The organism is Aeoliella fuhlenseeensis, from assembly GCF_052161615.1.
In the GTDB taxonomy this organism is placed as follows: Bacteria; Planctomycetota; Planctomycetia; order Pirellulales; family Lacipirellulaceae; genus Aeoliella.
In genome coordinates this window covers 4,323,358-4,345,902 of record NZ_CP197417.1, presented here as the reverse complement: position 1 = coordinate 4,345,902, position 22,545 = coordinate 4,323,358, and the positions used below count along the sequence as shown (strand labels likewise).

General features: G+C 56.9%; 17 protein-coding genes. 13 read left to right on the top strand and 4 right to left on the bottom strand.

Translation table 11 applies throughout. The features are described 5' to 3' along the window. Positions 1-88: 88 nt before the first annotated feature. The 4 genes from SH292x_RS16950 to SH292x_RS16935 form a co-directional block, all read right to left on the bottom strand. A complete protein-coding gene (locus SH292x_RS16950) occupies positions 89-349 on the bottom strand; it encodes a hypothetical protein (RefSeq protein ID WP_442482198.1) in 261 nt (86 codons plus the stop codon). 6 nt (positions 350-355) lie between these two features. Then, positions 356-850, bottom strand: coding sequence for a hypothetical protein (locus SH292x_RS16945; RefSeq protein ID WP_442482197.1), 495 nt, complete (start codon positions 848-850; stop codon positions 356-358). After that, positions 847-2,592 (bottom strand): hypothetical protein, encoded by a 1,746-nt coding sequence (locus tag SH292x_RS16940; RefSeq protein ID WP_442482196.1) that lies wholly within the window; start codon positions 2,590-2,592, stop codon positions 847-849. Before SH292x_RS16940 ends, SH292x_RS16945 begins: the two co-directional genes overlap by 4 nt. 190 nt (positions 2,593-2,782) lie before the next feature. Beyond that, on the bottom strand, positions 2,783-3,016 hold the full coding sequence (locus tag SH292x_RS16935; RefSeq protein ID WP_442482195.1) for a hypothetical protein: 234 nt from the start codon (positions 3,014-3,016) through the stop codon (positions 2,783-2,785). A gap of 751 nt (positions 3,017-3,767) precedes the next feature. On the opposite strand from SH292x_RS16935, the gene SH292x_RS16930 reads away from it, so the two are divergent. The 13 genes from SH292x_RS16930 to SH292x_RS16870 all read left to right on the top strand — a co-directional run bounded on the left by SH292x_RS16930 (position 3,768) and on the right by SH292x_RS16870 (position 22,523). Further along, positions 3,768-4,616 (top strand): integrase core domain-containing protein, encoded by an 849-nt coding sequence (locus SH292x_RS16930; protein ID WP_442482194.1) that lies wholly within the window; start codon positions 3,768-3,770, stop codon positions 4,614-4,616. A 423-nt stretch (positions 4,617-5,039) separates the two neighbouring features. Continuing rightward, complete coding sequence (locus tag SH292x_RS16925; RefSeq protein WP_442482193.1) at positions 5,040-5,828, top strand: GntR family transcriptional regulator; 789 nt, start codon at positions 5,040-5,042, stop codon at positions 5,826-5,828. A 207-nt stretch (positions 5,829-6,035) separates the two neighbouring features. Next, positions 6,036-6,869, top strand: a complete 834-nt coding sequence (locus SH292x_RS16920) for a LamG-like jellyroll fold domain-containing protein (protein ID WP_442482192.1) — start codon at positions 6,036-6,038, stop codon at positions 6,867-6,869. A 275-nt stretch (positions 6,870-7,144) separates the two neighbouring features. After that, the gene (locus tag SH292x_RS16915) at positions 7,145-8,701 is read left to right on the top strand and encodes a hypothetical protein (protein WP_442482191.1); all 1,557 of its coding nucleotides are present in this window, start codon (positions 7,145-7,147) and stop codon (positions 8,699-8,701) included. Between the two features lie 91 nt (positions 8,702-8,792). Continuing rightward, positions 8,793-10,634 carry a LamG-like jellyroll fold domain-containing protein gene (locus tag SH292x_RS16910; protein ID WP_442482190.1) on the top strand — a complete coding sequence of 614 codons (1,842 nt, stop codon included), beginning with the start codon at positions 8,793-8,795 and terminating at the stop codon, positions 10,632-10,634. A 4-nt stretch (positions 10,635-10,638) separates the two neighbouring features. Beyond that, on the top strand, positions 10,639-13,590 hold the full coding sequence (locus tag SH292x_RS16905) for a hypothetical protein (RefSeq protein ID WP_442482189.1): 2,952 nt from the start codon (positions 10,639-10,641) through the stop codon (positions 13,588-13,590). Beyond that, positions 13,587-14,573: a DUF1559 family PulG-like putative transporter gene (locus tag SH292x_RS16900; RefSeq protein ID WP_442482188.1), complete on the top strand. Its 987-nt coding sequence runs from the start codon at positions 13,587-13,589 to the stop codon at positions 14,571-14,573. Before SH292x_RS16905 ends, SH292x_RS16900 begins: the two co-directional genes overlap by 4 nt. 88 nt (positions 14,574-14,661) lie before the next feature. Further along, positions 14,662-15,060, top strand: coding sequence for a hypothetical protein (locus SH292x_RS16895; RefSeq protein WP_442482187.1), 399 nt, complete (start codon positions 14,662-14,664; stop codon positions 15,058-15,060). 118 nt (positions 15,061-15,178) lie between these two features. Beyond that, on the top strand, positions 15,179-16,093 hold the full coding sequence (locus SH292x_RS16890) for a phytanoyl-CoA dioxygenase family protein (protein ID WP_442482186.1): 915 nt from the start codon (positions 15,179-15,181) through the stop codon (positions 16,091-16,093). A 155-nt stretch (positions 16,094-16,248) separates the two neighbouring features. After that, positions 16,249-17,577, top strand: coding sequence for a DUF3748 domain-containing protein (locus tag SH292x_RS16885; RefSeq protein ID WP_442482185.1), 1,329 nt, complete (start codon positions 16,249-16,251; stop codon positions 17,575-17,577). A gap of 99 nt (positions 17,578-17,676) precedes the next feature. Further along, positions 17,677-19,206, top strand: coding sequence for a sodium:solute symporter (locus SH292x_RS16880; RefSeq protein ID WP_442482184.1), 1,530 nt, complete (start codon positions 17,677-17,679; stop codon positions 19,204-19,206). Between the two features lie 5 nt (positions 19,207-19,211). Continuing rightward, positions 19,212-20,231, top strand: coding sequence for a dihydrodipicolinate synthase family protein (locus SH292x_RS16875; RefSeq protein ID WP_442482183.1), 1,020 nt, complete (start codon positions 19,212-19,214; stop codon positions 20,229-20,231). A 723-nt stretch (positions 20,232-20,954) separates the two neighbouring features. Continuing rightward, positions 20,955-22,523 carry a sulfatase-like hydrolase/transferase gene (locus SH292x_RS16870; protein WP_442482182.1) on the top strand — a complete coding sequence of 523 codons (1,569 nt, stop codon included), beginning with the start codon at positions 20,955-20,957 and terminating at the stop codon, positions 22,521-22,523. Positions 22,524-22,545: the final 22 nt, after the last annotated feature.

Here is a 22,545-nt window from a genome sequence, read left to right as displayed (position 1 = left end):
GCAAACGTCACGGCGAATATTAGACTGGAAGTCACATGCGATGCACCGCATTCCCAGTCAACGACGTGAAAGCGAACGACGTTCGCACTCACTCCTGCGAGCATCCTACTAGATCGGAGGTCCGTCGTGCTATGGCTGCTCCTACGAAGCTCCGCTGTGCCCAGACTTCCTGACAGAGTAACCGCTGCGGCCCTGCGTGCCGTTCACCGCACCAGCGTGACGTTACTCCGCTTCCACCTCCACTGGCACCGGCACCATGCAGTCGCAGGCGAACTTCGATGCCGTCCTGGATCATCTGAATGGAGATCATGATCAGCAAGATTCCCACCGGCCGCTGCGGGGCGGCCATTGCGAATCACCCAGTAGTCCGCATCCCTGCGAACCTCTCATTAGCGGTACGTGCGTCGGCCTGTGCGCTCGCGAGGCCGCCGGCTTGCGATACAATCCACTCCTGCAAGTCTGCGTAGACAATCAACTGCACGTTACGCACGCGACGCAACGTGTACTGAACGGATTTGATCAGGTACCAACGCCTTGGCTCACATTGGCAGTCGCGAAACGGGATCAGAAGCGGCGGGTGAAAAATAGAAAAGGGGCGCATCACTCGTAGCAAAATACCCGCTGGTGTCACGCCGACGGTCACGATTCCCTTGTACGAGTTCCACCCGCTATCGCCACCAACCAGAATCACCGTCTGCATTGTCCGCGTGCCAAAACACTCGGCGGCATCGGCGGCGGGGTACGCCTGGGCCAAGCGGGTCCACCGCCGGGCGTTGAGCTTCATCATCACGCCCACCAATGCGATAGGCAGGCTGGAGCTAACCAGAAAGAAGAGCAAATTGCCGATCATATTCCTTCTTTCGGGGCGTGGTTGAGGTCATACCGCCGAAGCTGGGCGGCTACTCGGCGTTGGTTCTCTTCCACAGTGCGAGGCGATTGACTGGGGAAGACGGGCATGTCCTCGAGCGCGACACCCATCCTGGCGAGTGCAAAACGCCACGCATCGGCGTCGCCGGCGTTATCCATGATTGGCGATGGGCGACGTAGAAACAGTTCGCGTATCCGCGGCACCGCGGCCGACGCCTGCGGACCCAAACGAACGAGTGCCGCTCGGATGCCTTTCATCATCGGGCGTCGATCCCTCCAATGTGGCTGCTCAATCGCCGTATCAAGCATCTCATCGAGCAGTGGCATCGCACGCTCGGGACCAAGGTCAGCCAAGGTTGCGATCAGTGGTGCCGATTGCTGATAGATCTCAGGAGAGTTCCAAATCGCGAGGTACTTCGAGTCTGGATTGGCAAACGTCCCAGGTGGCATACTCGCCAGGCGCTCACCCAAACTATGACGCAGGCTCGGCGAAGTGTGGTCCATGCCAATCCGCGTCACAAAGGCACCCACCATCGCGACCGGCGTGTTGTCCTTTGCGAAGATGTTTTCGAGCTGTGCATCAATGTCCCTAACGCGATCATCCGCCACGATCCGCGCGATCAACTCATAATCATCTGCTTTTGCATCGAAGAAAAACAAACCAAGGTATCCGCGTGCCAGTTCTAGACGGGCGGTCGTCGCTGTGGGGTCGTCAAGCGCTTGCACGGTTTGCTCTCGCAGCAGTTCAACGACCTCTGCCTGACAGGGTGGAACCGGAAACTTGATCGCTTGTAGCAACGCGGATTCCGGCTCCAGCCAGCGCTCGCCCGATTCCAAGATCTGCCGACCAACATGGAACGACGCCGAGACGGTTCCGCCCCCCATGTAGGCCTGAAAGCCAATATAAAGCATGCGAGCCGGGACGGCCTGCTTACGATAACTCTGGCGAAACTGAACGATTCCGTTCGAGTCGAGAATCGTGACCCGTCGCAAAGTGGAAGTACCGGTATTCGATGGGCTTTCAACGCGGATGATCCAGTCGGCCCCCTCCGCTTCCACGGGATTCACCCCTCGCAGTTGCTCCGGTCCGGCCAGCCGCAGGATCCAACTCGCTTCCACTGCTTTGGCTGCAGCGAACAGCATCTGTCCACGGTTCGCCTTGATCAGCGGCAGGTACTCGCGAACGATCTCCCCCGGCTCACTCGGGAACATGCTTGGTGCTGGATCGGCCTTAGCGGAAACTAGCGCGTAGGCTGCGCTGGGCTGGACTTCAGGTGGCGTGCGGCGCCCAGCGGTGACCGTGGTCAAGCTTTTCACACGAGGCGAATCGAGCACCGCGAGGCACAAGTAGTCGCATTCAGGATCTCTCCGTTCATCGGGCCTTTCCAAACGGACATGCCCGTCAAGTTCGATGGCCTGACCCGGTAGCACATCGGGCAGCTCGCTGGCGTGGTACTCGGCCATTGCCGACCATCGAAACGGCTGCATGACAGCCCATCCCAGTAGCAGCGCGATAGCGAATGCCGCCCCAGTGGCTCGCATCGGGGAGGAGATGGGAAGCAGCCGCCGTATAATCGCCGTCAGCGCCAGGTAGACAAAAACGGTAGGGGCGACTGTGAGGATTAATCCCGGCACGATCAGCAGGACATACCCAAGCACCACCAGATCGGGAACCGCGAGCGCTAGCCCGGCCAGAACGCCAGTGATGAGAAGCGCGTACTTCATCCGCAAAGTCGCTACAAAAAGGAGCTTAGGCGCGGCGCAACCGATGTAAAGGTCAACGGCTCGGCGCAATACCGAGTGCGAGCCACTCACAAATCTAGCACGCTGCGAGCCACCCTGACCGAACGTTCGACATGCGATTCCGGGGACATGCCTGAGGGTTTGGGTGTCCTGCCCGTGTGCCACTGCTGGTTTATCGACCGAGACTATCACCGGCACCTTGGAAGCAAGCTACGGCGTCGTCACCGTCCGCCACGATGAAGCAAGCCAGCAGTGTCTTAGCCCCACCAAGCTCCCGATGTGCTTCGAGGCCGGCACTGCTGGTCCACTTCGGGCCGGCGATGAATAACGAGCGGATGCGAGCCTCGACACCCATGAAATGGCTCCGCTCGATAAACCAGCAGTGGCACCCGAGCGAGCCGCTCACAATTCTAGCTTGCTATGAGCCACCCTGACTGAACGTTCGACGTGCGATTGTAGGGACTTGCCTTAGGGTTTACGTGTCCTGCACGGGTGCCACTGCTGGTTTATCGACCGCGACTGTTAGCGGCACCTTGGAAGCAAGCGACGGCGTCGTCACTGCCCGCCACCATGAAGCAAGCCAGCAGTGTCTTAGCCATACCAAGCTCCCTCCCCGTAAAGGACCCTCTTCGTAACAATACTCGCGCGAGCGCAAACACGGAACTCTTGTAGAGCAAGGGACTTAGCGATTCCGAGTCCCTTTCGGTGTCCCTTCTCGATCCGAACGCTCTTCGGAATAAATCGCTGTTGGTTAACAGCTTGCGCGAGTTTTCAGCGCTCGCGCGCCCTTCGCGCGCGAGCGCAAGAAGCTAGGCAAGCGTTGCCGGTTGTGGCGCTTGAGGCCTCACCGAAATCGAATCGGCTGCCCCGAATTGCGTTCCAACTGGGCGTTCGGCGGGGTACAAAAAGTCTCGCACCTCTTCTAAATGCTCGGAAACCAGCCGGATTCTATCGTCATGTCGCGAATCTTCCAGCCCCTCCTGTTTGTGTTGGCCAAGTGCGCCAGAAATGAACTCATACGCCACATTGAGTTCCTAAAGGCGGAGAACCAGATCTTGCGGAGCCGTTTGGCCAAACAGCAGCTAAGATTAAAGCCCTGCGAGCGGAAACTGCTACTCAAGCTGGGCGCCGCCATCGGGAGCAAGGTGAAGCATCTCATGACGATCGTCAGGTACGACACGTACCTGCAGTGGAAACGCGATGCTAAGCGGCAGGTACCGGTTAAGAAGATGGGACGACCCAAGACCAGCGAAGAGATTCGAGAGCTGATCCTGAAAATAGCCCGTGAAACGGGCTGGGGCTACACAAGGATCATGGGGGAACTCAAGAAGTTAGGGCTCACCCCACCGTCGAAGACCACGGTGCAGAACATCTTAAGGGCCAACGGTCACGATCCAGGCCCTAAACGGGGCGAGGGAAGCTGGGATCGGTTCCTCAAGGCCCACGCCGAAACCCTTTGGCAGTGCGACTTTTTCAGTAAGAAGATTCTCACCCGAACGGGGTTTCGGCAGGTGTTTGTATTGGCGTTTATCAACGTCGCGACACGAAGGGTCATTGTCTCCCCGTGCACGTCTCGGTTACGAGGCGGCTGGATGAAGGTGCAAACCGAGGCGTTCTTCGAGCATGTCAAAGCCGAAGGCCTTGAATGCAAGTTAGTCATGCGTGACAACGATACGAACTACAAGATAGGGTTGGACAACGTCGTAAGGAAACATGGAGCCATAGTCCGGCCCACGGCAATCCGCGCCCCCAACGAAAACGCCTACATCGAGCGGTTCGTTCAGACCATCAAGCAGGAGTGCCTCGACCACTTCTTGGTGTTCGAGGAGAAGCACTTCAATTATCTAGTGCGGGAGGTCGTGCGGTACTACCACGAGTGCCGGCCGCATCAGGGGCTGGAGAATCAGGTGATCGCCAAAGTGGAGCCGCCACCGATGGTGGCGGGCAAGGTAGAATGCGAGTCCCGCTTGGGCGGGTTGCTGAAGCATTACTATCGCGCTGCGTGAGTCGATCGTGTGGGCTACCGTGTGGCACGCTGCAAGACTTCGTCTCGCTTCAGCGCGTGGCGTGACGCATACAGCGGAGGGCATCTGCCGATCATCGCGCTAAAGCGCGTTGCCTAAATCTATCCGTTGGGTGAGGTTGCGCTATCGCTGCGCGCGGATAGCGTGTTTTATGCGAATGCTCACGCGGCAAGGCCGCGGTCGTGGCTGTGATCTAGCCCGTGGCCACGGATTTCGTCAAGTTGAGCCTCCGATTTCCGATGCACAAGACACTGAACTAAATATCGCTGGGCCAATACACCGGGGAACAATTAAAGCGATTTTTCACTTTTTAGGGTGAAATCGATTGACTTGGTGTCTCCTAGCCTTTAAGCTGCATGTCGCTGGAATTCCAGTGGCTTTTCAAACCATCGGGATGTCGACCCTATGTCCGCTGCCGCCTCCAATCTGACCGCACAGGCTTATCGTCATCTGCATCAGCAGCTTGTCACAGGCAAGTTGGCCGCTGGCGCTGTGCTTTCAGAAAAGAAGCTGGCTGAAGAATTGGGGATTAGTCGTACTCCCGTAGCAGATGCGGTGCGACAACTGGCGTTGGAGGGGTTGCTAGAGCAGGTGCCGCGATACGGGACCATCGTACGTGAGATTACTCGACAAGACATTGTGGAGATCTACGGTCTGCGCGAAGCGATCGAACCTTATGCAGCTCGGGAGGCGGCTGGTCGTATCACGACTTCTCAGATTGAGCAGTTGCGAGTGCTGTGCCATGCCACTCGCGAGCTGGCCGTCAAGTGCGAGGGCAGCGACCAGCAGTTGATTGATGGTCAGCTTCTGCGTGAGTTCCTCGCGGCCGATATGGCGTTTCATACACTTGTGGTTCGCGCAGCAGCCAATTCGCGAATACTCAAGGTAGTACAGGACTCGCGAGCGGTATCTCAAATATTTCGAATTCGCCGACGACGTCATGATTCCACCGTAGTTCACGGAGCTTGCGATTATCACGAGAAAATCGTCGCGGCCCTTGAATCGGGCGATGGCGACGTTGCTGCTGATTGGATGCTCAAGCACATTACGCAATCCAAGGTGGAAACCTTGGCGTACATAGATCAAGTTCAAGATCATCGTTTGCGCCCGGAGGCGGGCTTTTCCTTAGAGCTCAGTGAATCTGTACGCGCGGCACTTGAGCAGCTGGAGCGTCAAGATCCTTCGTCTACCTGAAGGTTAAGTTCATCGTGGCCGTTTCGAGTCACTGCTTCGTGGAATGATCTACGGCATCGCTTATTCATGCGATGCAATGTGACAGTTCGCGCGCCAAGGATGCTGCGCGCTTAGGTGGTGTGTTGTTGTATCGCAGCTCTTGTCGGTTGTTGGTGCTGCGCTACGGTATTGACAGCTTGTGCTCTCATCTATAGCGGAGTGGTTCTAATGAATATTGAACGTGTGGGTTCTTGTGTGCAGAGGATCGGCAGTACGTACTGTTTCGCATTGCTCGTGTTGGTGTGCATCACCGACGGGGCATGCGAAGCCGCACTAATTCGCCACTGGGCTCTCGATGAGCTTTCATTGCCCGTTGACATCAGTGGATCGGCCGGAGAGGTAGTCGATTCCACTGGGAACTCAACCGGAGGGCGTCTATTTGGAGCGGTAGCAGGTGCCGACTTGACCGGAGTTGTGGGTGCCCCCGGACCGGCGGGGTTCGGCACGGCGTACGACCTGACGGAGGCGACGGGCATCACCGGCGTCTTTACCAATAGCAACGACGCGATTCCGGCAACGGGTGACTTCTCGCTGCAGATTGTCATGAAGACTACCTCGGCGGTTAACAATTCTAACATCTTCTCGAATAACAACGCGCAAGCGGGTCGAGCTGGACTTCAGGTGAACGCCTCAGGCGATTTGATGTGGTTTCATAACGGTGGCGCAGTGTTGGCCCCTGTGTTGGGTGCGGATCTGTTTGTCGCGGATGGTCAGTGGCATACCGTGGGTATCGCTCGCGAAGGCGCGCGGTTCGACATGTTCATTAATGGAGAGATTGTCAGCACTGGCGTGTCCACCGGTTCCTTCTCGACCACGCAAAGCTGGATGATTGGTCGCCAGCGAAGCTTTGGCGGCGACTTCGATGGAGTCATCGCCGACGTCAAGATTTACGACACCTATCAGATTCCTGTTCCAGAGCCGTCCAGTGTGGTGCTCGGCTGCATTGCCACTTGCGGATGCATTGTGGCGAGTCGCCGGCAACTGGGTCGGCGAGACATGTGATTGCGTGCTCTAGCCGGAACGCTCGTCGGCGACTCGGGCAGCAGTCGCCGACGGGCGCTGGCTGATGCCAGAGTATCGAGCGAAGGGTTCGGAGAGTGGGTCACTAATCAATCCTCTATTTCATACCGGATGCCCACTGAATGGGCTACCAAGGAGTACGGCAAATGTTGGGCAGGCGAAGTCGCAGATTGTTGTTTTCGGCTCGAACGCTAGTGTGCCTAGGTGAAAGATGGCGATTGGCCTCAGTACCGGCGTTCGCTTGGACGCTTTGCGTAGTGTTGGCAAGCGTTAACGCCAGCGCGAATAACACCGTGCTCGTCGCAGACGGCGGCAATAGCCGCGTGCTTAGTTACAACGTCGACTCGAATAACGACTGGTCATTCAACGGTGTATTCGCGCAACCGAGTGATGGCTCTGGGCTCAGTGCTCCTGGCCCTATCCTCTATGACGGTGCGAGTACCGTGTACGTCGGGGAGACGAACAATTCGGGGTCTGCGCGTATTCTGAAATACAGCCTGTCGGGCGCGTTCCAGGGCGTACTCACCACGTTCTCTGGAGAGGTGCCGGACCAACTGGCGCTGGCACCCGATGGTAATCTGCTAGCTTCTAATCCGTTCGGTAACAACGGTTTCGAGCAAGACAACATCTACAAGATTGATGTAGCCACTGGCAGTTACTCTCAATTTATCGCTCAGCCTGATCCGTTGTTCTTTCCCAGCTCGCCCTACACACTCGCCAATCCTCGTGGAATGGCGATTAAGGGCAACACGCTATACGTCGCCAATCGCGATGGCATGGGATCCAGCGGTGGCTCCATCCTGCGATTCGATGCGACGACGGGAGCCTACCTCGACGCGGGAATCGGAGCTAATCCTGCGAGCATCAACGACGATGTGTTTGGCGACTTCGACAATGCTCAAGCTCTGTACTACGACGCCCCTAGTGATACTTTGTATGCGAGTGTGTTTGGAGGGGGACAAGATATTTTCGCCATTGAGTTGGCGGGCTCGGCCGCGATGGCCCCACCACTTTCGGGCACCAATACACCCGAACAGGGCGTGACGAAAGTTTACAATCCCAGCGATACCGGTTTCATTCTCGACATTGCCGTTGTGAATGGCGTCACGTACTGGAGCAGCTTCAATGGTTCGGTGGAACGGTTGGATGCTGTGGACACGCGAACGCGCGTCGTCAGCGGTTTAGCGAATGGCCAAGGACTGCAAGAGATTCCATTCCAAGGAATTGGAACTGGTGAGATTGAATGGGTTGCTGGTGGACTTGGAGACTGGAGCGTCGGAGCGAACTGGGTTGGAGGAATTCCTGACGGAACTCTTGATCGTGTGCTCCTCGGAGCAACGATTCAAACGGACTCATCCATCTACTCGGACGTAGATCGCACCGTCCAGTCGTTGAGGTTCGACAGCCCCAATACGTACGCAATTGTCGGTGCAGGCGAACTTACTCTTCAATCTGCCGTGGGCGATGCGACCATCGTTGTGGACGATGGGGATCATGAATTGCAGCTGGTCATGAACTTGGCTAGCGACACGAATGTAACCGTGGCCGCTGGATCGACCCTGGCATTCAACAATTTGTTGAATCTGAATGGCTTCACTCTAAGCATCCTTGGCGCTGGAACTGTGGACTTCAACAACGCCCTGGTCACCGGGGGAGGAAGTATTAGTGCGTCCGGATCGGTCAGTCTTCTTGGAGCCGAAGGTCTGGGTGTGGTCTACGCCGTACCTGAGCCCTCAGGCGTCTTCCTTCTTCTCGTTGGCAGCTTAGTCGCTGGTGCTTCGTATCGCTCACGTCAGCAAACCGATGCACCCTAGCTTGCTGGGCTGCGGCGTCGGTTGCCGTTCTCTAAACGTTCGACATCTACTAACCATTTCATACCGGCTTGCCGGGCGGGAGTCAGCATTCATGATACGTAACCTTCAACTGGCAGTAGGGACTAGCGTGTTCGCTATCGCCTTAGCTGCGACGAGTGCCGGTCAGGACATCACCACTGGTCTTGTTGGACACTGGAAACTCGATGAGGGCTTCGGGGCCACGGCGGCGATCGATTCTATTGCCGCCAACAACGGAACGGTACAGGGCGCGGTGACGACGGGACTATCGGGGCGGGTCGATAACGGTTACACGTTCGCTGGAACGGGCGGAAACCGCGTTCTGACAACGGCCACTGCGACGGGCCTAGGGGTCGCGACAGGCCCCATGAGTATGTTTGCCTTCGTCAAGACATCCGACCTTGGAACCGTCCAGCAGCATATCTTCTCCGGGAACAACGGTGCGGCCGGGCGATGGAATCTGGGTATCGTTGCGGATACAGACAATCCCGGTTTCAGTGAGCTGTTCTGGTTCCACAACGGCGGCTTAGGAGCCGTAAACTCGAACGTCCATGTGAGTGACAATGAGTTTCGTCTAGTGGGTGTCTCTCGCGATGCGGCCGATGCATGGAATCTCTACGTTGACAACACGGTCATCCCAATTGGAACAAGTTCTGCGGCGCTGAATGCGAGCGCGATCTCGTTTGGTGAGCGTCCGAATGCCAGCCAGTTCCCATTCGAAGGCATTTTGGACGACATGCGGATCTACAACCGCGTTCTCTCTCCTGCCGATATTTCCGCCTTGCTGGCCCAGCCTACACCTCCACCTACTCCCAATCAGTGGCTGAGGAATGGCAGTGGCAGTTGGTTCACCGAAGCGAATTGGCTCGACGGAGCACCCAATGGCAATACGGAAACCGCTCGTTTTGGAGTGTCTCCAACGGTCGCCAATGCCACGGTGATCGTCGATTCGCCGGTGACCATGAAGGGCATCACATTTGATAACAGCGTTACCCACTACATCGTCGCTGGAACGCAGACGGTCACCATGCAGTCCAACGCCGGCCCAAGCACGCTGAACGTGGAGCAATCGGGGTCGCACGAATTCCAAGCAGCGGTTGCTCTGGGCAACGCGCTGACTGCCCAGATTGCGGAAGGTGGCCAGCTGGACTTCAACAACGCCCTCTCACTGAATGGCAACACCCTCACGAAATCGGGTGCTGGCGTCCTTAACATCAATAACCAAGTGAATAGCGGAACCGGCGTGGTGAACGTGACTGCCGGCACTCTTGGTGGAAGTGGGGAAGTAGGCGGCAATTTGAGCGTGCAGTCTGGTGCGACAGTCGCTCCTGGTCGCGGAACCGGAACCCTCGCAGTGGCCGGCAATTACAGCCAGTTAGCTGGAGGCCGTCTCGCGATCGAACTAGGTGGTGCCAATGTCGAAGACTACGACTCCATTGATGTCCAAGGTTCCGCCACCGTTGCAGGCCTTATCGACATTTCGTTAGTTGAGGGATTTGTGCCGCAGAACGGTGCAAGCTTCGAAATCTTGAGCGCGTTTTCTAGTCTCACTATGGGAACCCTCGCATTACAGGGGGACACGGCAGGATTCTCTCTGATGAAAGCAGGGAACAGTCTGGTACTCAACTACGCGGGCTCCGCAGGAACCCCTGGCGATTTCAATGGCGATGGTGCGGTTAACCTCGCTGACTACACGGTTTGGAGAGACAACTTGGGTTCTTCGACCGCGCTTCCCAACGACAACAATTTGGGAACCCCAGTTGCCGCCGCCCACTATCAGTTGTGGAAGTCGAACTTCGGTCTCGGCGGCAATGGCACACTTTCCTCGTCCGTCGCAGTACCAGAAGCCTCCAGCCTGTGGTCGGTAGTGTTGCTTGGCTTCGTGGCGTTGGTAGCGTCGAGAAAGGTGGCCTAAGCAGATGCGTAGGGAATACATGAACTTATTGGTTCGCTGGTGCCCGAAGTGGAAGGTCGTGTTTGCGTACGCGACGTGTGTGCTGTCATGGATTGGAGGCCTGGCTACCAACGCTCAGGACTTCTCGCAGGTGCCTGGCGTAGTCATCGACCACTCGCCGAAGTCATCGGGCAGTTATATCGGTTCGCCCTCCATCGCTATCCTGCCAAATGGCGACTACGTCGCGACGCATGATGTATTCGGCAATGGTTCGAACAAAAGCTCCACGCTGGTGTTCCATTCGTCGGACAAAGGAGATACCTGGACCAGGGGAACAACTCTGCAGGGACAGTACTGGTCGAACTTATTCGTTCAAGACGACGAGCTCTACATCATGGGTACGTCGCGCGAGTACGGCCAGATCGTCATTCGAAAGTCGACTGATGGGGGGCTGAATTGGACAACCCCTTCCACTGCAAGCAGTGGGCTGCTTAAGTCGGGCAACATCTACCACACCGCGCCGATGCCAGTCATCGAGCATGATGGTCGACTGTGGCGCGGATTCGAAGATATTTCCGCCGGTGGTGGATGGGGCCGTCACTTTCGTTCGTTTGTGATGTCTGCGCCCATCGGCGCGGATTTGCTAGATGCCGATAGCTGGACCTACACCAATGCACTGGCCAGCGATACGACTTGGCTAGATGGTAAGGTGCGAGGTTGGCTGGAAGGTGGCGTGGTTGTCGATCGCGATGATCGACTTGTGAACATGCTACGAGTCGATAACGTTCCAGCCGCGGCGATGGTGAAGGTTGAGGATGAGAACACGATCTCCTTCGACCAAGAAACAGGCTTTGTTGATTTTCCCGGCGGAGCGAAGAAATTCACCATTCGCTACGACGCGATTTCGGATAAGTACTGGACTCTTTCCAATCCCGTGCTTCCGCAGCATCAAGGTAGTCCCGACGCCAGTACTCGCAACGCACTAGCCCTCATGTCGTCCGACGATCTCCATCGGTGGGAGGTGCAGTCGGTTTTGCTCTACCATCCCGATGTCGCCAAACATGGCTTTCAGTACGTCGATTGGCACTTCGAAGGCAACGACATCGTCGCCGCGTCGCGTACTGCCTACGACGATGGTCTTGGAGGCGCGAATAACAATCACGACGCAAACTTCATGACGTTCCATCGTTTTGAAGAATTCCGCGAGCTTGCGCCATCGCAAGCCTTGGTGGCCGATACCAACAACAACCGAATCCTCCGCTATCAGGCAAACACTGAGGGCGAGTGGATTCCTTTAGGCAACTTCGTAAGTGGTACCATACCCGGCGGGGCGCTAGAAAGCCCAATGGGCTTGGTGCAGGACGCCAACGGCTTCGTGTACGTCGGCGAGCAGAAAGACGGCGGCCGAATCCTCCGATTCGATGGCGTTGGGAACTTTGTAGAAGTGGTCGCGACGTCGGGTGTAGACTTCCAGGGTCGGCCGGAAGGCCTCGTGCTCGGGTCCAACGGCCAGCTGTTGCTATCCACTGCGTTCGGATCCAACTCGGATCGTGTGATCAGCATCGACCCCGAATCCCGCAGCACCCAAGTGCTGGTCGACACCACTTTTGCGGGCGGCACGCTGAACAACCCACGAGGTTTAGCCGTGGACGGGCAAGGGGGCCTGTATGTTGCCAATCGCAATGGCAATAACGTGCTAAAGTTCGATGAATCCACCGGCAACTTGATCGAGGAGCTTTGGCAAGTCGATACTCCCCAAGCGCTAGCGTGGGACACGGCAGCAGGTGAGTTGAAGGTGTCAGCGTTGGCTAACACCGATCTCTTCCGGGTTGCCCCCAACGGCGAGGCGAGCACGCTCTACGATCCTAACGATATCGGCACGGTCCTAGGCATGCAGGTCATTGATGGCCAGTTGTTCTGGACAGACTATTCGAACGGAACCATTTCGCGCCTGACGGGCTTGGATGCAAAGGCGACAGTCGCCGCCGGACTTAGTGGTCCGGGCCACCTGATTGGCGTGTCTGCGCCCCGTGAGCGAGTGTTTGTTTTGAAGGGAGTCGGACTGTGGAGCGACCCAACAAACTGGCAAACGTACTGGGGAGTTGCCAACACGGCGGAAGAGATCGCGGTTGTTGGGCCGGGATTGGTAGCCGACCAAACTGTCATTCTTGAACGCGATCAAGAGATTGGTGGACTTCGGCTAATGAGCGAGCATCGCGTAGCTCTCGCGGGCCCCGGTGCCCTGACGCTGGCTGCCGGCGAGGTGCAAGTCTTCGCCGGAAGTCACGAGCTTCAAGTCCCGGTGCGACTTGCCTCCGATATCACGTTCGATCTCGCGGCGAGTACCCAGCTGACGCTGAACAATACCGTGTCGCTCGATGGACATACCTTGTTAAAGACAGGGGCCGGCGAATTGACTCTTAACGGACAAGTTCGCACGCAAGGAGGTGCCATTGTCCTGGAAGAAGGAACCATTAACGGTAGCGGGCAGATTGAAGGCTCCCTTTCCAACATGGCTGCGATCGTAGCGCCGGGCAACAGTCCGGGGACGCTCACTATCCGCGGTGACTACTTACAAGCGGAAGAGGGTGCTCTGGAGATTGAACTAGCAGGCACCTCCATGAACCAGTACGACCACTTGGTCGTCGAGGGTGCGTTAGTAGCAAGCGGGCAGCTGTCGGTGCAACTGCTGGACAGTTTCATGCCCAACGCGGGCGATACCTTTGATATCGTCAGCTACGGTTCTCTTCAGTCGGACTTCACACGCGTGTCGCTACCGACTCTGCGAGACGGCCTGTCGTGGCAAGTGTCGCATTTGAATACTTCGGGCACCCTGCGGCTTACGGTGGTTCCCGAGCCAAGTGCGTTGGGAATAGCCGGAGCGCTGCTCGGCATCGCCCAGTTGCGATACGCACCCGCCCTTAGCTCTCGCATGCTCTTCGTAGGTAACCAAAGTGTAAAGGATTCAAGGCGATGAGAAGAAAAGCATTTACGTTGGTTGAACTGCTGGTGGTGATTGCCATCATCGGTATTCTAGTGGCTCTGTTGTTGCCTGCCGTGCAGGCTGCTCGAGAGGCGGCGCGGAGGAGTCAATGCGCGAACAATCTGAAGCAGATTGCGCTGGCAACGCTGAATTACGAAAGCACCTATAAGCAGCTACCAATTGGCGCAAAAATCCCCGTCCCGGGCGAACCGCGAAACTCTCCGGCTAACCAAGGGGCGCTGATGAGCTGGCACGCTCGCATTCTTCCGTTCATGGAACGGCAGCAGATCTACGACCTGATTGATTGGACGAAGTCGTACGAAGACAACAAGGCTGTCGGCCTCACGCCGATTGATGGCTTCTTCTGCCCCACTTCACCGATTGAGTTCCAGCGAGGCGTGTTTGCCACTTCGAAAGTCAATCTGCCTGGCGGTGGGAACATCGCAGCTTACACGCAGCACTACAACGGCGTGTCCGGTCCTCTGTACAACCCCGCCGTGGGCATTCGGGAGTACAGCGACCAAAAGACCGGTATGATCCTCGATAGCAAGCTCAGTTCGAGCTGCGCGAACTCTGGCCGGCGGCACTTTGCGAAATTGGGCGTCTTGTTTCCCGGCGGTGATGTGCGTACTTCGCGAATCACCGACGGGCTTTCGAACACCCTGATGATTGCAGAACGGAATATGGGTGAAACGAGCTGGCTCGCCGGACTGAGCGCCGACTTCACTTGGCCCTGTGATAGTGCAGCCTTCAAGAACGTTGAATTTGGTATCAATCTGTGTCGCGAGAACGAGTACTCGGAAACATCTCACTGCCAAGAGTACGGTAACTCACGACCCTTCAGCAGCTTCCATCCCGGCGGCGTGCAAGGTGCCCGTTGCGATGGATCGGTGTTCTTTCTCAACGAAGCTACCGACCTTGCAACTCTTCAGGCCATGGCTAGCCGAGGATTCGGAGAAAACTATGTCATTGAATGAGATACGGTCGATAGACGGCGAAAATCCAATCCGTCCTAAATTAGCGTGCCAGAAGCTTCGCCAGCAAGTTTTGCTGGTCTGTGCTTCTGTGGTAGTGCTTGCTCTGTGTGCTGGATGTGATCGCGGCCCGCAGCGTTACGAAGTTAGCGGTCGCATCACCTACGATGGCAAGGAAGTCCCCGCCGGTCGGATCGTTCTCACGCCTGACCACACGAAGGGCAACAGCGGTCCCCAAGGGGTCGCAAGAGTCAATGCAGGAGTGTTGAAGACGGAGCCTGAACGCCAAGTGGTGGGTGGGCCGCATTGGATTCAATTGCTCGCGTATGATGGGGTAGCTTACGAAGATCGCGAGGGCGTGATGCCACAAGGCCGAGCGCTGTTTCCCCTTACCCAGGTAGCGGTGGATCTTCCGCTTGCCGATGCGAAGCTTGACATTCGCGTTAGCCCCGGCACACCGGAGCCTCAAGTGGAGGTGGTTGTCGAGTGATGTGATGGGGTGCTTCACCTTGGGTGAACGGATATCGCGAACACTCCCGCGAGTGGCCCTCAATTTCCGTACGATGACTAGTAGTGCACTAAATAGCGCTGGAGAATACGAGCAGAAGATGAAGAGTTCCTATCATATTGGTGAGACGCGTCTAGAACCAAACTCTAGATACCTCACACTCCATCTGCCCGATAGTAGCTCGCTGCTGGGGGACGCTGATGGCCTCCGGCGTCGCTTAGCCGAAGATGGCTTTCTCTACCTACGTAGATTTCACGACCCCGAAGCCGTGCTTACAGCTAGGCGAGAAATGCTCGGCAAGCTGCAGGAGCGTGGTTTAATCGACTCGTCCAGGCCGCTCGATGAAGGAATCGTCGATCCCCAGCACGTGAAGGTGGCAACGTCGTCCGTGCGAGGAAATGACTATCTCAAGACGGCAGGCGTCCGGGAGGTGCTGTTTGGCGAGCGCACCACGCGGTTCTTCGATACGCTTTTTGGCGAGCCGTCACTTCATCTGCAATTCGAGTGGCTTCGAGCGGCTCCCCCCGGTGCTAGTTCGCCCATTCATTGCGACCGCGTCTACATGGGCCGAGGGTCGCAGCGGCTGTTAACGCTTTGGACACCCTTTGGGCGTATCACGCCGGAGATGGGTCCATTGGCGCTGTGCCTTGGATCTCATGAATGGTCACAGGTCGTCAACACTTATGGACAGGACGACGTCGATCGCGACCGTACCAGGGGTGTGTTCACGGACGATCCTTTGGAACTCGTCGAGACTTACGGAGGCCGTTGGGCAACCACGACGTTTGAGCCCGGCGACGCCGTGATACTCACCATGTACAACCTGCACGCTTCGCTCCGTAACGATTCCGATGCTTTTCGCCTTTCTTGCGATACCCGCTATCAGCCGGCGAGCGATCCAGTCGACGAGCGATGGGCCGGGAGCACACCTCCAGGGCATGACGTGTTATGGAAAGAAGGCGCGGAGCTGGAGTCGGTATCCGACTCCCGGAAGCGGTGGGGATTGTCGGTCTAGTGGCAAAGCCAGCGATGACGGTGTCCGAGTGAGTCTGGTGTTGAGTTGCTATGCACGGGTATTCTAGAAACATGATGCGGGTGTGCCTGCTTACCAAGGTAAGTGGCTGGCTGCTCCTTTGTTCGCAGATGCCAATTGCAATGAGTGCAGAGCCGATGAGCCCAGAACGGCAGATCACCACTCGCCAGCAAAATCATGTGCTAACTAACATCGGAGTATGGTCGAGCGATGGCAAGTGGATTTACTACGACGTCCGAAGCGACCTCGCCGGGTCGGTGTTCGACAGCCCGCGAATCGAACGTGTGGCGGTAGACACGGGCAAAATCGAAGTTGTGTACGAGTCCCCCAATGGTGCCTCTTGCGGTGTCGTGACGGCAAGTCCCGTGGATAGCCGTATTGTGTTCATTGGTGGTCCTGAGAATCCCACCGCCGACTGGCAATACGCAGCTTGGCATCGCCAGGGAATCGTGGTTGATACGGGAGACGCAACTCAGGCCACGGTCCTCGACGCACGGGATCTAGTGCCGCCCTACACGCCGGGTGCTCTCCGCGGCGGCACTCACGTGCATGTGTTTAGCGGGGATGGCAAATGGGTTAGTTTTACCTATGAGGATCATGTACTTGCTACCTCCAGTGACCCGACGCACCAAAAGAACCAGCGCAATGTGGGGGTCGCCGCGCCCTGCGGACCTGTGATGGTTCCCAAAACGCATCCCCGAAATCACGATGGCACCCATTTCTGCACCTTGGTCACCGCGACGACTGACGCTCCGGCGCCTGGCAGTGACGAGATCAACCGAGCCTACAGCGATGCGTGGATCGGAACACACGGTTATCTGCGAAGCGATGGGAAGCAACAGCAACGCGCCATTGCATTTCTTGGCGACGCGGTTGCTCGTGATGGTTCAATCGTGACTGAACTGTATGTTGTGGACATTCCCGACGACATTCGGCAGGTCGGCGATCACCCGTTGTGCGGTACCGCTAGCACCCGTCCCGGCGTGCCACTGGGCACAGTGCAACGCCGCTTAACGCACACCGACACTCGGCCATTTCCAGGCGTTGGTGGTGTCCGCCACTGGCCGCGGAGCTCGCCGAACGGGGAAAGGATCGCCTTCCTGATGCGCGACGATAGCGGAATTCTCCAACTGTGGACGATCTCGCCACGAGGCGATCAGCTACGGCAACTCACAACCAACCATGTGGCGGTCGAATCGGCTTTCTCTTGGAGTCCGGACGGCGCGAACGTCGCCTGCGTCGTGGGTGGGCGAGTGTGTGAGATCGATAGCGAGACCGGCCGCACTCGATATCTGACCGACACCGCAGTGGAGCAGGGTCTCCTGAGACCCGAAGCCTGCGTTTACTCGCCCGATGGTTCTCAGATAGCCTACCTACGCGCCGTCCCATGCGAGTCCGGCCTCTGCAACCAGATCTTCGTTGTTGCATCTAGCCGCGGTGACGAACAGGAGGAGCTAGGCCGGTGAAAATTGGAATCAACCTAGCAAGCCTGCCTGCGTTACGATGGCTTTCGGCGCGACGTCACACTGATGTGCAGTTGGTGCTGCTCCGTGAAGGGGCTGTCCATGGATAGTGCATCGGCATCGGTCGGACTCCACACTTTAGACTTACTCGTACTGGCCGCGTATTTGGGCGGGTGTCTGCTGATCGGCTACGCGCTTTCCAAGAAGAGCGGGAACACCTCGGAGTTCATGGCGGCGGGAGGTTCTCTGCCCGGTTGGGCAGTGGGACTATCCATCTTTGGGACTTATGTCAGCAGCATTAGTTTTCTTGCCAATCCAGGGAAGAGCTACGCAGACAACTGGAGCCCTTTTGTCTTCAGTCTCTCATTGCCATTGGCTGCATGGATCGCTGTTCGGTACTTCGTGCAGGCATTTCGTCGAAGCGAGGATATCTCCGCCTACACTCAGCTCGAACGGCGCTTCGGAGGATGGGCACGAACCTACGCCGTGTTCTGCTTCTTGGCCCTACAGTTAGCCCGCGTTGCAACCATTCTTTACTTGGTGGCGCTGGCCATCGGGCCGCTTACGAATTGGAGCATCGCGTCGATCATCATCGTGACCGGCGTGTTAGTAACGATTTACACGCTGATGGGTGGAATCGAAGCGGTTATCTGGACCGACGTTCTACAAAGCTTGGTTTTGTCACTAGGCATCCTAGTCGCCATTGGTTTTGTCGCCTGGCACGTCCCCGGTGGAATTAGCGAAGTGATTTCTACCGCCTGGACGGCCGACAAGTTCAGCTTAGGTGATAGCGTGACATCACTGGCCGAGCCATCCATGTTTGTGGTTCTCGTCTACGGGCTCTTCATCAATCTCCAGAACTTTGCCGTCGATCAGACCTACGTTCAGCGCTACGCCACCGCCAAGACCGATAGCGAAGCGAATTACAGCGTATGGCTGGGAGCCCTACTTTACATCCCCATTTCAGCGCTACTACTGTTGGTTGGCACGAGCTTGTATGTTTACTACTTGAACCGTCCGCCCTTACTTCAGGCGAACGGTGAACCCATGGCGGCAGATGCTGTCTTCCCGCATTTTATCGTTGCTGACCTGCCCGCTGGTTTGACAGGACTACTGATAGCAGCGATTCTTGCGGCAGCCATGAGTAGCGTTAGCTCCAGTTTGAACTCCGCCGCGACGCTCTTGCTATGCGATGTTTATAAACGTTACTCCAACCCCGCCGCGACTGAGCGCGAATCGATGTTCGTCCTGTACTCGGCTACCTTCCTATGCGGAGTTGCCGGCACCGCCGCTGGACTTGCGATGATGCAGGCGGAGAGCGTGCTTGACGTATGGTGGCAACTAGCAGGCGTGGCGGGGGGCGGGCTCCTTGGATTATTCTTACTTGGGAGATTCTGCGGTAGCGTGCAAAGCGCTCACGCCGCCATCGGCGTGATGTGTGGAATCATCGTGATTACTTGGATGTTTTGTTCTCGAATGAGTTGGTGGCCCGAGCAACTGTCGTTTCTCGTATCGCCATTTCATGAGTTTTTGACCATTGTGTTTGGGACCCTAACCGTGATTGTTGTTGGCGTTATTGCCTCGAGAGTCTTACCAAGGTTCCGCCAAGCGACCCCGGAAGCAGGAGCCTGATTGTTATGACCCGTTTAGATAAAGCGCACCTGCCTAATCTTCCGCTCCGCTTGGACCCGGCAGGCCAGATCCAGGCTAGTCAGTTCATCCGGGGGATTGTCCCGCCACTCGTTACTCCGTTGACAACCGATGCGAAGATTGATGTCGCTGGGTTAGAACGACTCGTCGAACACGTGATTACTGGAGGTGTCCACGGGGTATTTCTACTCGGCACCACCGGCGAGGCAGCGGCTATTTCGCTTGAGGAGCGACACAGTCTTATCACCCACGCCGCGCGTTGTATTCGAGGCAGGGTGACATTGCTGGTTGGCGTGACAAGCGACTGCCAAAACGACGCGATTTCAATGGCTCAGTACGCTGCGAAGGAGGGGGCCGATGGCGTAGTAGTTGCCTCGCCATGCTACCTTCCGCTCGAGCAAGCGGAGTTGATGGCCTACGTACACTCCATTGTGTCCCGATCGCCTGTTCCCGTGGTACTCTATAACATGCCGCGACTGATGCGGTCTTCCTACGAGAGTGAGACCCTCCAGCGGTTGATCCAGCATGACCGAATCGTGGGCATCAAGGATAGCTCAGGCGATCTGGAGTATCTTGAGCAAGTCTGCGAAGTTGCGAAACAGCGCCCCGAGTGGTCGGTGCTAGTCGGCTCCGAAGACTTGATGATCGAGTCGCTCGAAATAGGGGCGCACGGGTGCGTCGGAGGGGGCGGCAATGTCTGGCCAAGGCTACTCACGGACTTATTTAACGCCGCTCAGAGCCATGATTGGTCGAATGCCAAGCGCCTTCAGGAGCAGCTCACATCATTGCACCAGATTCTTGTCCACGGAAAGTACGCCGCGGGGGGAGTACGGGGACTTAAGTGCGCGCTCGACATTATGGGAATCTGCTCTGGGCGTATGGCAGAGCCGTATCGAGGCTGTGACGCCCCGCAACGAGATGCCATACACGAAGTGCTGAAAGCATCTGGGCTCCTGAATCGTCACCGGCCCACAGTAACTGGCAGGTCCGAGCGAGTCCCTTCATGATACGAGGCCGCCCCGCGAGGTGTCCCACCAAGGGGAGTCATTGAGGAGTGCGATGGGATGAGTTTAGACCTCGAACTCCATTCTTTATGGGAGAGGAACAATGAGGTGTGCGCAAGAATGGCCCATTCGCTGGAACTGGCGATTTGGAGTGCTACTACTTGGGTTAGGAGCAGTGCCTTCTATTGCCGCATCTCAAAATCATTCTCGTCATCTCAATGTAGTGATGATTCTGGCAGATGACCTTCGGGTTGAGCGGTCAGCACAGACGCCGAACATTGGCCGACTAACATCTCGTTCGCGCAACTTCGCGAATGCCCACTGCCAACAGGCCGTGTGCAATCCGTCGAGGGCCTACCTATCCACGGGGCTCCGGCCAGACATTTTGGAGATATGGAATCTCGAGAGCCGGTTTCGCGACAATCGGCCCAGAAGTTTCATATAAAAGTGCTGCTGCTTGCGCCCACGCCCGACCTTCACGCAAAAGTGGGCGCCCCGACAGATGCTCTTGAAGAACAACTTGCCCAGGTCCTACACCTATCTCGACGGCGCAAGGGGGGCTTGTCGACAGCCTCTCTGCATTCAAGAAGTTCGTCATTTAGGAGGAAACTCTAAAGTACCTACTGGTGACCCGATATCATCCACATCTCGTCGGGTTTGAACTTGTCGCGGACGAGCTGGGTCGATGGTTTCCCACCACCGTTTCAGTAACTGAGAGGAACCTCAATGATAAACTTTCTTCCAATACTCCTGATCTCGCTCGCCTGGCTTCTGCCTCACACGTGCGCTGCTGGTCGTCCTCACATTGTCGTGATCATCGCCGATGACCTTGGCTATGGAGACATCGGCAGTTACGGGGCAAAAAGAATTCCGACGCCGCATTTGGACGACCTTTCGGCGGGAGGGCTTAGGCTGACCCGATGTTACGCTTCCGCGTCGACATGTACGCCGACTCGATACTCGATGCTTACTGGGGAATATGCGTTCCGGCCAACCAAACGTAAGACGTCGATACTCGATGGCGATGCCCCTCTGGCGATCGAACCGGGGTCACCTACGCTACCGCAGGTTCTGCGCGATGCTGGATACCACACGGAACTGGTGGGCAAATGGCATCTTGGTATTGGCGACGGGGAGAATCCAGTGGATTGGAATGGCCGCGTGGGGCCCGGGCCTCTTGAAGTCGGGTTCGATCACGCATTCTACATCCCAGCCACTGTGGATCGCGTGCCTTGCGTCTTCATCGAAGACCATGAAGTTCACCATCTCGATCCATCCGATCCGATTGCGGTTAGCTACGAAGGGCCAGTTGGTCGCGATCCCATCGCAAGAGAGCGTCCTGATCTGCTCAAGTATAATGCCGACAAGCAACATAGCGATGTTATCGTTAATGGGATCGGTCGGATTGGGTATATGAGCGGCGGTCACCGAGCTAGGTGGGTAGATGAAAAGATTACTGATGTTTTGGCGGATCGGACACGTCGCGCCATTGCCGCTCGCGGTGACAAGCCTCTTTTCTTGCTGCTTGGCGCTCACGATCCGCATAAGCCCCATCTTCCACACGACCGCTTCGTTGGGCAATCGCAAACTGGCCGCCGCGGCGACACGATAGTTCAGTTCGACTGGCTGGTTGGGCAGACCATGAAGGCAATACGCGATGCTGGTATTGAGAAGGACACCCTCGTCTTCGTGACTAGCGATAATGGTCCGGCGGTGTACGATGGCTACGACGACGGGGCGATCGAAACGCTGGGAGATCACCGGCCTGCGGGGCCTTTGCGAGGCCTCAAGTATAGCGTCTACGAAGGCGGCTGCCGCGTGCCAGGGATCGTCTATTGGCCCGGGAAAGTTGCACCTGGCGAAAGTGAATTGCTGTTCTCCCTAATCGACTTGCCCGCTACCTTGCCGCGAATTGCAAGCGTTAGCGATTTGCCTCCGGGCATGGGATCCGATGCGCAAGACTTGTCGGAAGTGCTGTTGGGACGTGCCACTAATTCACCCCGTAAGCACTTAGTGCTGCAAGGTGTGGGCACAGGAAAATCCCTAGTGTCCTACAAGTGGAAGTACATCCCTGCAACGCAGCAAGACGGTCAGGCCCCCAAGGAACCGGCTGACGGCCGCGCCACTCGCTGGGCGGACGCCTCCGTCTACCGTGATGAACTCTACGATCTTGATCTAGATGTTGGGGAGCAACGAAACGTGTTAGGGAAGCATCCGGAAGTAGCAGATCAAATGCGCAGAACACTGCAGTCCGAACTTAATGAAACATCTGGCACTGAAACAGTCGCGCAGTGACGCCGCGAAGTAAGTTTGATAA

What these genes read in the sequence shown, in the direction of transcription:
- SH292x_RS16870 (WP_442482182.1), top strand. Translation starts at nt 20,955, where the DNA reads ATGATAAACTTTCTTCCAATACTCCTGATCTCGCTCGCCTGGCTTCTG.
- SH292x_RS16885 (WP_442482185.1), top strand. Translation starts at nt 16,249, where the DNA reads ATGAGCCCAGAACGGCAGATCACCACTCGCCAGCAAAATCATGTGCTA.
- SH292x_RS16940 (WP_442482196.1), bottom strand. Translation starts at nt 2,592, where the DNA reads ATGAAGTACGCGCTTCTCATCACTGGCGTTCTGGCCGGGCTAGCGCTC.
- SH292x_RS16950 (WP_442482198.1), bottom strand. Translation starts at nt 349, where the DNA reads ATGGCCGCCCCGCAGCGGCCGGTGGGAATCTTGCTGATCATGATCTCC.
- SH292x_RS16910 (WP_442482190.1), top strand. Translation starts at nt 8,793, where the DNA reads ATGATACGTAACCTTCAACTGGCAGTAGGGACTAGCGTGTTCGCTATC.
- SH292x_RS16875 (WP_442482183.1), top strand. Translation starts at nt 19,212, where the DNA reads ATGACCCGTTTAGATAAAGCGCACCTGCCTAATCTTCCGCTCCGCTTG.
- SH292x_RS16890 (WP_442482186.1), top strand. Translation starts at nt 15,179, where the DNA reads ATGAAGAGTTCCTATCATATTGGTGAGACGCGTCTAGAACCAAACTCT.
- SH292x_RS16945 (WP_442482197.1), bottom strand. Translation starts at nt 850, where the DNA reads ATGATCGGCAATTTGCTCTTCTTTCTGGTTAGCTCCAGCCTGCCTATC.
- SH292x_RS16925 (WP_442482193.1), top strand. Translation starts at nt 5,040, where the DNA reads ATGTCCGCTGCCGCCTCCAATCTGACCGCACAGGCTTATCGTCATCTG.
- SH292x_RS16930 (WP_442482194.1), top strand. Translation starts at nt 3,768, where the DNA reads ATGACGATCGTCAGGTACGACACGTACCTGCAGTGGAAACGCGATGCT.
- SH292x_RS16905 (WP_442482189.1), top strand. Translation starts at nt 10,639, where the DNA reads ATGCGTAGGGAATACATGAACTTATTGGTTCGCTGGTGCCCGAAGTGG.
- SH292x_RS16900 (WP_442482188.1), top strand. Translation starts at nt 13,587, where the DNA reads ATGAGAAGAAAAGCATTTACGTTGGTTGAACTGCTGGTGGTGATTGCC.
- SH292x_RS16880 (WP_442482184.1), top strand. Translation starts at nt 17,677, where the DNA reads ATGGATAGTGCATCGGCATCGGTCGGACTCCACACTTTAGACTTACTC.
- SH292x_RS16920 (WP_442482192.1), top strand. Translation starts at nt 6,036, where the DNA reads ATGAATATTGAACGTGTGGGTTCTTGTGTGCAGAGGATCGGCAGTACG.